The 11,953-nt window shown below is 68.1% G+C and carries 6 protein-coding genes; 2 read left to right on the top strand and 4 right to left on the bottom strand.

Annotated elements, in window-relative coordinates; translation table 11 throughout:
• Positions 1 to 23: 23 nt before the first annotated feature.
• On the top strand, positions 24 to 1,115 hold the full coding sequence (locus tag ACE3QW_RS07720; protein ID WP_029558225.1) for a hypothetical protein: 1,092 nt from the start codon (positions 24 to 26) through the stop codon (positions 1,113 to 1,115).
• A 35-nt stretch (positions 1,116 to 1,150) separates the two neighbouring features.
• Here ACE3QW_RS07720 and ACE3QW_RS07725 read toward each other — a convergent pair whose 3' ends face one another.
• Together ACE3QW_RS07725 and ACE3QW_RS07730 are read right to left on the bottom strand one after the other, a co-directional pair.
• Complete coding sequence (locus ACE3QW_RS07725) at positions 1,151 to 2,479, bottom strand: hypothetical protein (protein ID WP_029558226.1); 1,329 nt, start codon at positions 2,477 to 2,479, stop codon at positions 1,151 to 1,153.
• 7 nt (positions 2,480 to 2,486) lie between these two features.
• Positions 2,487 to 3,539 (bottom strand): polysaccharide biosynthesis/export family protein, encoded by a 1,053-nt coding sequence (locus ACE3QW_RS07730; RefSeq protein WP_245279385.1) that lies wholly within the window; start codon positions 3,537 to 3,539, stop codon positions 2,487 to 2,489.
• 323 nt (positions 3,540 to 3,862) lie between these two features.
• On the opposite strand from ACE3QW_RS07730, the gene ACE3QW_RS07735 reads away from it, so the two are divergent.
• Complete coding sequence (locus ACE3QW_RS07735) at positions 3,863 to 4,693, top strand: SDR family NAD(P)-dependent oxidoreductase (RefSeq protein WP_374251063.1); 831 nt, start codon at positions 3,863 to 3,865, stop codon at positions 4,691 to 4,693.
• A gap of 4 nt (positions 4,694 to 4,697) precedes the next feature.
• Here ACE3QW_RS07735 and ACE3QW_RS07740 read toward each other — a convergent pair whose 3' ends face one another.
• Entirely contained in the window at positions 4,698 to 6,791 is a 2,094-nt protein-coding gene (locus ACE3QW_RS07740) for a sulfotransferase (protein WP_374251064.1), read from the bottom strand.
• Between the two features lie 3 nt (positions 6,792 to 6,794).
• Positions 6,795 to 11,927 (bottom strand): autotransporter domain-containing protein, encoded by a 5,133-nt coding sequence (locus ACE3QW_RS07745; RefSeq protein WP_374251065.1) that lies wholly within the window; start codon positions 11,925 to 11,927, stop codon positions 6,795 to 6,797.
• Positions 11,928 to 11,953: the final 26 nt, after the last annotated feature.

Consider the following 11,953-nt stretch of genomic DNA (forward strand, 5'->3'; position numbering starts at 1 on the left):
TACGTCCAATCCGGAGTGGAATTTTGCGCTTCAGCATCGACGAGGATGCCGGTACCCACATCGTGGGATGGATCATGCCCGACCATCCTTCGGCCACGCCCCATGTGAAGATCTTCACCGGGGGCGAAATGCGCCGCGTTGTCCCGGCGACCGTGTTGCGGCCTCTGTTACGTGAGCATGGGCTGCATGACACGGGCATCTGCGGTTTCTACATCGACGAGCAGCATGTTCCGGGGCTCGCGCAGATTCCCGATGTGGAGTTGCATGACGAGGCCACAAACGTCCGCATCTATCGCCGCCGTCCGAAGAGCGCGACTGCCGAGGGCAAGCTGTTCCGGCTTGAAACCCGTCTGTTGCCGCAAGCGGCGCTCAACGAGCCGCTGCAGAACCTGTTCCACATGGTGTTCACACGGCTGGAACGGACGCCCGAGGAGGCCGCGCGATCAATCATCGCGCTGCCCTTCTCGTCATCGGTCTATTGCACCGGCAGGCTCTTCTTCCGCTCCTACGAGCCATTGCTCCGGCATGTCAATTTCACCTGCTCGGTGCTGATCCGCGATCCGTTCGAGGAGCTTGCCGAACAATTGCTCGTGCTGCGTTGGGCGGTAAAGACTCCCAACCTTGCCTATTCCGTGCTCACGGAGGCCATGCGTCCGCTGCTCGACAGCCTGGCGGGTGCGACGGTCGAGGAGATGAGCGACCTGGAGACCTGGCTCGGGACCCTGACATCGGCCCAGCGCAAGCTCTTGGTCAGCCCTCTCACGCGCTTGCTGACATGTCTGACATCAGACGATCAGCTGGAGCCGTCAGCCGTCGAAAAGGCTCTGCAGACGCTGTCGGAAATAGATGTGGTGGGTCATTCTGACGAGGTCGATGTCTATTGGGAGACGCTCGCTGCCGTGTTGGGAGTGGCCCTGCCGCCGCCTCCACAGCTCGTCTGGTCACGCCAGGTGGGGGAACTCGCCGATCTGGTGCGCGACTGGCCGAGCGCCCAGGAGCTTCTGGCCATGGATGCCGAGGTCTATGCCGACGTCGGCGACGCTTTTCGGCGCGCCGATGACGTCGTTGAGGAAGCGCCCGCAGAGGTGATATCGGCGGATCCGCCAGGAACCTGATCGTCCCATCCGGCCGGGCGGGACTGGCAGAGGGCTCACCGGGTGCGGGCGTAGATGCTGCCGACGTAGAGCGAAATCACGGCCCAGGCCGTGGCGAGGACAGCGAACACGATGCTGGCCTGGAGCAGGGGCGAGGGGAAGATTTTCTCGTCCGGCATGGTGGGGGCCATGAATGTCAGGATATAGACCTGCTTCTGGGCTTCCTGGGTCCGCGCTTCCATAAGTTCCAGTTCCGCCTGCCGAAGCCGTTGCTCAGCCAAGCGGCGGTGCACCTCCAGTTCAGCTCCGGCGATTAGGTTCGCCGTCGATCCGGCGTCACTGGACGAGGAACCCAGGAGTTCGGAATCGAGCGTCTTAATCTGCTCATCGACCGTCCTGAGCCGCTCCTTGAGGGCTCGCACGACCGGCGAGTTCTCATCGAGGCGCATACGAGCCGCACTGAGGTCGGTATTGATCTCGGACCGCTGGTCCCTGAGGCGGGCGATCACGGAATAGGATTGAACGGCGCTGCGCAGGGGGTCGAGGGTACCCTGGGTGTTCCTGAAGGCTTCGAGTTCGCTGCGCACGACAGCCAGATCCGTGAATGCGGCGCGCTCCTCGATACCAGCCTGGACGACCCGGTCGCCGCGATTGCGGATGGTGAGGTCATTGGCAGCCTGTTCGGCCTGCCGGATGACGGCTGCGGCCAACATGGCAGCGCTCTGGGGACTGAAGGCGCTCACCTTCACGGTGATGACGCCCGAGGTTGATTCGAGCGCCACCTTGACCTGCCGGTTCCAGTAAGTGACGAGCTGATCCTCGCTGGCCGTACGGGACAGGCCGAATATGGGATCATGGTCGGCGGAGGCGAAGATGCGGCGCAGATCCATCTGCTGCTGCAGGATGCCGACCAGGGTGCGGCTGCGCAGGTAGTCAACGATAACCTGTGCTTCCTGACTGTTCGGAACTTGCGGAACGCCGCCGATCGGAGAACCACCGCCGGCCACCTGCTCGAGGTTCCCCCGGACGACGAGGCGCGCCTCCGACAGGAACTGCGGCACCGCGAAGATCGACAGATAGGCAAATGCGATCAGCGTGGGCACGAAAACGCCGACGAGGAAGCCCAGGGCGGCGAACTGACCGCGCGATAGCCGCGCCTGAAGGATTGTCGTCCGGTCTAGGGCGCTTTCGGGCTGCGGCTGGACCAAGCCGGTACGCGGGGCTGCAACGGCGGTTTCGCGCCGCTGCAGCCCCGGTGCCAATCGCTTCACAAGGGTCTTCAGCGCCGGTCCGGGTCGGACGTGCAGCATCCCGCGGGACAAAATGGAGCCATTCTGCCGGTCCAGGTGCCCGCTCTCCCGGGTTGCATGCGCCGGGGAGACCATGCCGGCCCTATTGCGCCGCCACCGAGACCGTGCTGACCACGGGCTGGGCTACGGAGTTGAACAGCGAGGTGACCTTCTGCAGGTCCGCCAGCGGCGCGTTGGCGACGTAGATCGCATCCTTGTTGCGGATGTTGAAGCTGCGGGCGAGGAAGACGAAGTTCGGATCGCGCATGTTCCAGCGGTAGATCACGCGGACATAGCCGTTGCTCTCCAAGGGCTGGGAATCCGGCCGCAGGCGGGCGGCGAAGCGCGCCGGCTCGATGCGCATCAGGTAGACGCCGGACGGATCGGCACGGGAATCGATCAGGCCGCCGACCCGGGCGACCGCTTCTTCCAGCGTGATGCCCACCGCGTCGAACGGCACGATGGTCGGATTTCCGGCGGCGCCGAACACGGTGAAGGTCTGGGGGTCGCGGATCAGCACGATCTTGTCCAGCGGACGGACGTAGACGTCCTCCTTGGGATCGTTGAGCAGCGCCTGCATGGGTACGGTCACGGTGTTGCCGCCGCGGCTGAGGCGCACGAACACCTCATGGGCGGGAATCTTGATGCCGCCGGCCGCCGCGATCACGTCCATCACGCGATCGCCACGCGGGGAGAGCGGGACGATGGCGCCGGTGGTTGCCTCGCCGAGCACGGTCGCGGCGTTGCTGACGCTGCGCGTGACCACCACGACCACCTGCGGCTCGATGGCCTTGCCGCTCAGCTTTTCGACAACTGCGGCCTCGATCTGCGCCGTGGTGCGCCCGGCCACCGGGATGCGCCCGGCATAGGGCACGGTGATGGAGCCGTCCTGCGCCACCTGCTGTTCGGGGATGGCCGCGCTGCGCGAGCCGGTGCCGAGCCGGTCGATGACCGGGCCGGAGAACAGGCCGCCGGCCGCCGCCTCCCAGATGGTGACGGAGATGACGTCGCCGACGCCGACCACGTAGCGGGTGGGGGGACGATAATCGCCGAAGCGGCCGCCCAAGGTGGCGGGGCGCTCCTGCGCCAGAAGCGAAAGGGTGCGGTCGTCGACGTCTACCAGCAGATACCGCTGGTCGTCGGATGGCTGCGCCATCTCGATCTCGACGCGGGACGGTCCGGAGGAAGGCAGTGCCGTGCAGCCGCAAGTTGCGGCTGCGAGCAGCAGCGAGGCGAAAAATTTATTTGCCGACAACATTGACGCGCTACGGTCCCGCCGCTGGAGGAGCAGGGCTGTTATACATCCCCTCGCTCTGCACAGCGACCTAGCCATACAACGTTTAAGGGAGCGTTGCGGTACTGCAACACGTCATTGTTGTTCCGCAAAATTGCGCAGTCGGGACGTGCAGTTGCAAGGTGTCTCACTGCCGTCGGTGTTATCGGCGACCTAAGGGAATGTGGTAACAAGGTAAGCTTTTCATGTCGGAACACTTGGTCGCAGCAGGGGTGGTCCACACGCACCGGCCCCTCGCCATCATCAGCGGCGGGTCGAGCGGCATCGGCTTTTGCATTGCGGAAATCCTGGGAAGCCGCGGTTGCACGGTTGCGATTCTCGGCCGTGATCCGGCGCGCCTCGCCCGGGCGCGGGAGAAACTGGAAGCGCAGGGAATCGCCGTGGTCGCGCACGCGCTCGATGTGCGCGACTTTGCGGCCTGTACCGCGCTGGTGGATGCCCTTCTCGCCGCGCACGGAACGCCGCTCTGGGTTGTGGCGAGCGCCGGTATCGTCGAGCCCGGCTTCTTCCTGGAGCAGGACGTGGGCGCCACGCACGCGCAGATGGAGACCAATTTCCTCGGCACCGCGAATCTGGTGCGTTCCGCAGCGCCATCCATGGTGACGGAGGGGCAGGGGCACATCGCCCTGGTCGCCTCCGCCGCCGGGCTGTTCGGGGTCGCGGGCTATGCCGGCTATTGCGCCTCCAAGTTCGCGGTGCGCGGATTCGCCGAGGCGCTGCGCATCGAGCTGGCCGGCTCGGGCGTCGGCGTGACGGTCTCTGTGCCGCCGGATACGGACACGCCGCAGCTCGCCCAGGAGCGTCCGCGGCGTCCCGCCGCCATCGCGCCATTCGCCGGCTCTGGCCAGCCGCTGGCGCCGCAGGTGGTGGCGGCGCATCTCGTCCGCACCGCCGAGCGCGGGGGCTTCATTTCCGCGCCGACCGCGCAGCTTGCCGCCATCGCGCGCCTGCAGGGCCTCGCCTCCGGCGTTTTCGCGCGGGTGCAGATGTGGCTCCTGCGCCGGAACAAACGTTGAAGTCTCAGCGCCCCAGCGCATCCAGCAGCGGCTGGATGGCGGGTCCGTAGCGCCGCCAGCGGCCGACCGAGGTGGCATAGAGCGGCTCGCGCACCTGGGTGATGCTGGCCGTGCGCACCGGCCGCTCCGTCTCGTGGAATTTCAGGCAGGCCGGGTCCCATGCCTCCCCGCAGGTGGCGATGAGGCGCCGGGCGGAGCCCTCGATGTCGGCCACCACCGCCTCGTAGTCCATGGGCAGGATGGTGCCTTCCGGCAGCACCTCGTCCCAGTGCGCCATCAGCCCGGCATAGGCGGCATGGTGGCGGGCGAGCTCGGCGAAATCGTAGCTGTAGGGCAGGTCGTCGCGGAACAGCTTGGAGAAGCAGGAGATGGCCGTGTCCACCGGATCGCGCCGGCAATGGATGATGACGGCGCGCGGGAACAGGATGTGGATGAGGCCGAGGTAGAAGTAGTTGTTCAGCATCTTGTCCGCCACCAGCCGCTTGCCGGGCGCGCGGGCGGGGAGGGCGTCGAGATAGGCGGAGGTGATCTCGGCCATCTCCGGCCGCTCGATGAGATGCATCAGCTCGGGATAATGGACCATGCCGCCGAAGGCCTGGTCGATGCGGTTCACCGCGCGGTGGAACAGGTCCATCTCGCCGCCACCCTGGATGGCGGGATGGCTGGCGAGAATCTGCTCCACCAGCGTGCTGCCCGAGCGCGGCATGCCGACGATGAAGATCGGCCGCGCGTGCGCATCCCCCATGCCCGCCCGCTCGGCGAGGAAGGCGGGGGTGAAGATGGCGCGGATGCGGTCGAAGGTGGCGAGCGCGGCGGGCTCGTCATAGGTCAGCTGCGCGCGCTTCAGCCGGGCGCCGGCGATGAACTGGTCCATGGCCTCGGCGTGGCGGCCGAGGTCGTCATAGGCCTTGCCGAGGGCATAATGGAGCGGGATGCGCTCGGCTTCGCCGGTCTCGGCTGAGAGTGCACTCTCCAGCGCCGTCACCATATCCTCGTCCGGCCGCACCTTGCGGGCCGCGACGAGGTTGATGCGGCTGTTGACCGAGGCGGGATCGTTCGCCAGCGCCCGCTCGAACAGGGCGCAGGCGCCGCGCAGGTCGCCGGTTTCCATCAGCAGCAGGCCGAGCACGTTCAGCGCGTCGAGATCATCGGGGGCGAGGGCCAGCGCCCGGCGGGCCGCGTCCATCGCCTCGTCGCCGCGCTCCAGATCGCGCAGGATGCGGGCGAGGAGGACCAGCGTCGGCACATGGTGCGGGTTGGCGCGCAGCGCCCGCTGGCAGGCCGAGCGCGCGCCCTCCGCCTTGCGCTCGTTGAGCAGGCCTTGCGCCAGATAGAAGGCAGGCTCCGGCCGCTCGGGCGCCGCCGAAATGGCCAGCGCCAGCACCGCGAAGGCCTCCTCGCTGCGCTCCTGCGCGAACAGGGAGAGGGCGAGGGAATTGTAGGGCTCCACATAGTCCCGCCGCTGGGCGATGGCGGTGTGGAAGGCGGCGTCCGCCTCGCGGAAATCGCCCGTCTCGCGCAGCACGTTGCCGAGGTTGTTCCAGGCTTCCGGATAATGCCCGCGCTGGGCCAGGGCGGCACGGAAGGCGGCGATGGCCTCGCCCGGCAGGCCCTTGGCACGCAGAGCGTTGCCGAGGTTGTTGTGGGCCTCGGCGAAGGTGGGGCGCAGGCCGATGGCCCGGCCATAGCAGGCGAGGGCTTCTTCCAGCGCCCCGGTCTCGAACAAGGCGATGCCGAGATTGTTGTGCCCGGCCGCATAGGCGGGATCGGCCGCCACCGCCGCGCGCCCGGCGGCGATGGCGCCGGCCCGGTCGCCGGTCTGGCGGCGCATCTCGCACAGGTTGCTGTGGTAGGAGGCCCGGCCGGGATCGGCGTCGGCCGCCCGCGCCATGAAGCTGACGGCCTCTTCCGTGCGCCCAGTCTGCGCGAGGATGACGCCGACGAGGTGCGCCGCCTCGCCCAATGCCGCCGGCTCGCCCAGAACGGCGCGCTGGACGATGGCCCGCGCCACCGCCTCCGCCCCGCTCAGGTCGCCGGCGCGGTAGAGTTCCCACGCCCGCTCCGGCGTCGGCAGCGGCCCGCCGCGATCCGCGACCATGCTTCAGAACCGCAGTCGAAGCTGTGCGGAGGCCGTGCTGTTGGAATAGCCGTCGCCGAAGCTGCCGCGATATTCGAGGTAGCCGTCGATATTGGTCGTGAGCGCGAAGGAGAGGCCCGCCGCCGCCAGCGCCATATCGCTCGGCCCGCCCGACAGGATGTTGAAGGCGATGGTGCTGTCGGACAGGAAGGCGGCGCCGAGGCTCGCGCCCGTGTCGAGATATTCGTGCTGCCAGCCCGCCTCCAGCCGCAGCGTCACCGGCAGGGTCGAGAGCGACAGAGGTTGGATGACGCGCAGGCCGAGGGTGGATTGCAGCGACTGGGTGGTGTCTGCGGCAACGTTCAGGTTGAACACGCCGGCCCCGCGCTCGGCGAAGGTGTCGGTGCCCAGCGCCGCATAGGCGAGGCGCAGATAGGGCTCAAGCTTGGCGCCGGGGGCATAGGCATAATCATAGCCCGCCTCGCCCACCACTGCGCCCGCATTGCCCGAAAAGTTCGAGCGCGCGGTGAAGAGCGTGCCGCCGTACGCGATGGAGCGGCTCATGTCGTAGGTCTGGTAGCCGTAGGTGCCGAACAGATTGGCGTAGAAGGCGCCCCACTGCTTTTCCGCATAGAGCGAGGCGGTCCACTGGTCCACCGAGCCCGAGGCCGGGGTGGTGAAGCCCAGGTTGGCCGTCTGGTAGCTGAAGACGGCGCCGCCGCGCGCATCGTCGCCGAACGCCCGCTCGATGCCGCCGAGCACGCCGCCGCCGGAGCTGGAGACCGTGCCATTGCCGGTGTCAGTGCTGCCCCAGTTGCCGAACGGCCGCAGCCATACGCCGTTCTGCGGCGTTGCTGCTGCGGCCGGCGAGAGCGTGGACCACGGGCTGGAGGATCCGGAAGCGGAACCGGTCGCGGCATAGGCGTTGCCGGAGAGGTTCACCTCGCCCGCGCCATAGGAGAGGAGCGCGCTGCCGCCGCTGGGCAGGGCGCCCGTGCCGCGGGTGGCGGCGAGCTGCTGGCTGATCTGCCCGTTGATGGTGCCGAACGTGGCCATGCCGGCCGTCTTCGCATCGGCCAAGGGCGCGCCGGACATCTGGTTGAGGAGGTTCGCCACCTGCCCGTCGGTGCCGACATAGAAGCTGTCCAGCACCGGGCTCAGCGGCGAGGAGAGCGAGAGCCGCTGGTAGTTGAGATCGATGCCCGCCGCGAGCGAGCGACCCGCGAGGGAGAGGCCGGCGAGGGAGGTGGTGGCGTTGCGGGTGAGCACCAGCGTCGCCCCGTCCGCATCATAGGTGACGGCGGCGGAGAGCAGGCTGTTGGGGGTGGTCACGTCGGCGAAGGAGCCGGAGATGTCTGACGAGGAGACGAGATCGTAGCTCGTGGTCTTCGCCCGGATACCAGTGGCGCCCAGCACGGCCACCGTGCCGTCGAGCTGCGCGTTGGTCGCGACGATGGGCGCGGCGGTCCATTGCGGGGAGAGATAGACGCCCACTGTGCCGCCGGCGGCCTGGGTGTAGGACTTGGTTTCGATGGCGCTGTCGGCGGTGAGGATCAGCGTGCCCTGATCCTTCACGGCGAAGGTGCCGATGCCCACCGCCGTGCCGATGAAGGCGAGGCTCACCGGCGTGCCGTCGCCGCTGACGCTGACGCTCACGAGGCTCTCCAGTGTGCCGGAATAGACGAAGCTCGTGTCCGCCCCGGCCAGCACCGTGAGGCTGCCGAGCCCGCCGCCGAGCACATCGCCGTTTAGCGTGCCGCCGCTCCAGGTGATGGCGTCGGCATAGGTGGAGGAGAGCGCGAGGTCGCCGAAAACAGTTCCATCCTGCAGCAGGACGCGGGTGGCGGAGCCCTCGCCGGTCAGGTCGATGGCGATGCCGGCGTTATTGCCCTCGATGGCGTAGATGCCGCCGCGATTGGTCAGCGTGCCGATGCTGCTGCCGCCCGCCACCTTGATGGCGGTGGCGCTGCCCGTGGCGCCGGTGGTGGCGGTGATGCCGCCCGTATTCACGAGGCCGCCGGTGAGCGTGACCGCACCGGCGGTGGCGAGGGCGGTGTCCACCTTGAGGGTGTCGAGGGTCGTCACCTGAGCCGCGCCGAGGGCCATGCCGTCGATCGTGGAGCCGATGGCGATGCCGATGGCGGTGGCGTCGGTGCCCGTCGCCTGTGCGGCGATGGCGCCAGTGTTGGCGAGCGCGCCGCCGACCGTGCCGGAGGCGATCTGAAGGCCCACGGCGACGGCCTTCGCGCTGGTGCTGGCCCCGGTGGCGCCGGCCGATGCGGTGGCGACCACGATGCCGGAATTGATGATGCTGCCGCCCACGCCGCCGGTGGCATCGAGGGCAAGGCCATAGGCGAAGGCGGAGGCATCCGCCGTGCCGCCGCTGGCGGTGGCGTTCGCGGTGGCGCTGCCGCCGATGGTGCCCGTGTTGACGAGATCTCCGCCGATGCCCGCGCCGGCCGCGGTGAAGAGGCCGAAGGCGGAGGAGACGGCCGTCGCGTCCTTGGAAACCGTGCCGCCCTTGCCAGATGCCGTGACATTGGACAGCGCGGTCGCGCCGATGATGGAGGTGTTGGTGACGTCGCCGGAGATCTTCTGTGTGCCGGACAGCATGACGCCCAGCGCCAGCGCCGAGCCGACGCCGTGGGCCGATGTCTTCACCTCTCCGGTGCCGCTGGAGACGGCGGAGACCGAGGTGGTGGCGCTCGCCTGGGAAAGCACCGTCGCGCTGTTGGAAAATCCCGCCAGTCCGTCCGTCGACGCGACGATGCCGCTGGCGAGCACGATGCCCGTGGCGTCCGCCTTCGCCTCGGCCTCGCCACTTCCCCCCGTTGTGCTCGCAACCGCGCCGAAGGTGCCGGAGGCAACGGCGGTGATGGCGCCGGAATTCACCAGCGATCCGCTGACCTGGCCGGGCAAGGCGAGGATGCCCATGGCCAGCGACAGCCCGTCCGCGACGGAGGTGGCCTGTGCGCTCGCGCCGGCGGCAGAGCCGACGGTGGTGATGGTGAGCGCCTGATCGACCGAGATCACGCCGGAATTGGTGAGGTTGCCGGCAAGCCCGTCGAGACTTGCATAGATGCCGTAGCTGGCGGCAATGGCGCCGTCGAGCCCGGGCACGGTGCTGAGCGCCGTGGACTGGCTTAGCGCAGAGGCCACCGCCGCGCCGTCGGAGGAACTTGCGTTCGCCGCGGCGACGTTGGTCAGCGCCACGGCGGAGGCGAGGGCGATGGTGCCGGAATTGGTGATGCCCGTGGTCGCGACCGTGCCGGTGGAGGGGCCGCCCGCCACTTCGGTGATGTTGAGGCCGAAGCTGTTGAAGGAAGAGGGGCCGGAGGTCGCCGTTGCCGTCGCCGTCTTGCTGCCGCCGCCCGCGGTGGCGGAAAGGTTGGAGGCATAGGTGGAGGAGACGTCGATGACGCCGGAGTTTGTCACCTCGGCCACGTTCGGCGCGCTGATATAGACGCCCGCGGCGGAATTGGTGGCGAAGAGCAGGGCGCCGGAGAGGAAGTTCGCGCCGGCGCTGTAGGTGACGTTGGCTTCCGCTTCTCGCTCGGACAAAGCGAGGCCGGACTGCGAGCCGGTGGCTTTCGAGGTCAGCTTGATGACGCCCGAATTGCGCACCGTGGCGCTGTAGTCGCTGGCGGCGTATCCGCTGGCGACCACGCTGATGCCGGCGAGGTGGGTGTAGAGATAGCCGCTCGCCGCCACCTCGGCCTTCTTCTTCGTCGGCGCTCCGTCGGAGCTGGCTGTCGACTGGCTCTGGAGCGAGGCCGTGGCCGAGAGGTTCACCACGCCGCTGTTCACGATGGGGCCGGTGAGGGTGTCGACGGCCACATTGATGCCGGTGAGGGCGACGGCCGCGAAATTCTGCTGCGCGACGCGGGTCTTGTCGAGTGCGGAGGCGGACGCGCTCGTGGTGGTATCGGCCACGCCGGTCACGTCGATGCTGCCGCTGTTGGTGAGATCGCCCAGGCTGCCGTTGGCGAAGGAGACGCCATAGGCCGTCACCGAGCCGCCCACCGAACCCATTTCCGGGTTGGTCTGCGGGGTCTTGGGATCGTTGTAGTTGAGCAGGGCCGCGGTGTTGTAGGCGGCGGCGCTCGCCTTCGAGACGCTCAGGGCCGAGCCTTCGACGGTAATGGTGCCGGTGTTCTGAAAACTCGTGATCTGCGCCTCGGTGGTGCTGATCCCCGAGGCGAGTACGACCGCGCTCGATTCCACCAGCCGCGCCGGGTGGATGTTCAGGGTGGTGGCGACCGTGAAGTTGGTGGTGTGGGTGATGGAGGCCACCACATCGATGATGCCGGAGTTCGCCAGCGTGGCACCCGAGACGCCGGGCGGCATGTTGGCGCCGAGCTGGCTCATCTGGACGCCGATGGCGCGGGCGGTGGCGGCCGCCAGCAGCCAGGCAGCCGAGGATGTCACCAGTTTCTCGGTGATGGCCCCGCGCGCCCGGACGGATATGGTTCCGGCGTTGTCGATGCTGTTTGCCGCGGCGCTGCTCACCGACAACACCCCGATCGCCGAGACGTTCGTGGTGAGCGTCATCGAGCTATTGCCGGCGACCGGGCTGTAGACGGCGGTGACATCGTTGGAGATGTCGAGAACGCCGCTGTTGGTGTTAACGATGCCGCCGGCGAAATACGTCGCGACGTGAATGCCTTGGGCATATTCGTTGACGGCGACGTCGCCGTTACCGATGACCGGAGCGGCATTGATGATGCGGCTCGCCTGGATGCTGCCGCTGTTCTCGATGCTGCCGGACAGCGGGGTGGGCGAGGGAGCCGGGTAAATCAGGATGCCCTTGGTTTCGGCACTGGTGCTGGGCTGGGTGCTGCCAGCGGCGACGCTCAGCTTGGTGAGGGATTGCGTGACGCTGATGGTACCGGCATTGAGGATGCCGTTCGTCAGCGAGGGGGCGTCCACGGTCAGCGCGAAGGACGAATTCTTCGCTGTCTCGGAATAGACGATGCCGCCCTGGTTGATGACGCTGCCGAAGGGCGCGCCGGGCGTCGAGGTGCTCACCACCACCGGGGCGGCGACGACCGTGCCCGAGGGGATCACATAGTCACCGGCACGGGCCACCGGGCCGGCCAGCGCGAGCGCCAGCAGAGAGGTCGAGGCGAGCAGGCTGGTCGCAAGCAGGCGGGACATGCGCACCTCTCCCGGAACGGCGGGGC

This window comes from Xanthobacter sp. (assembly GCF_041911315.1).
Classification (GTDB): Bacteria; Pseudomonadota; Alphaproteobacteria; order Rhizobiales; family Xanthobacteraceae; genus Xanthobacter; species Xanthobacter aminoxidans.

Excerpts from the sequence above, each read along its gene's own strand:
- ACE3QW_RS07725 (WP_029558226.1), bottom strand. The coding sequence starts at position 2,479 with ATGGTCTCCCCGGCGCATGCAACCCGGGAGAGCGGGCACCTGGACCGG.
- ACE3QW_RS07730 (WP_245279385.1), bottom strand. The coding sequence starts at position 3,539 with ATGGCGCAGCCATCCGACGACCAGCGGTATCTGCTGGTAGACGTCGAC.
- ACE3QW_RS07735 (WP_374251063.1), top strand. The coding sequence starts at position 3,863 with ATGTCGGAACACTTGGTCGCAGCAGGGGTGGTCCACACGCACCGGCCC.
- ACE3QW_RS07740 (WP_374251064.1), bottom strand. The coding sequence starts at position 6,791 with ATGGTCGCGGATCGCGGCGGGCCGCTGCCGACGCCGGAGCGGGCGTGG.
- ACE3QW_RS07745 (WP_374251065.1), bottom strand. The coding sequence starts at position 11,927 with ATGTCCCGCCTGCTTGCGACCAGCCTGCTCGCCTCGACCTCTCTGCTG.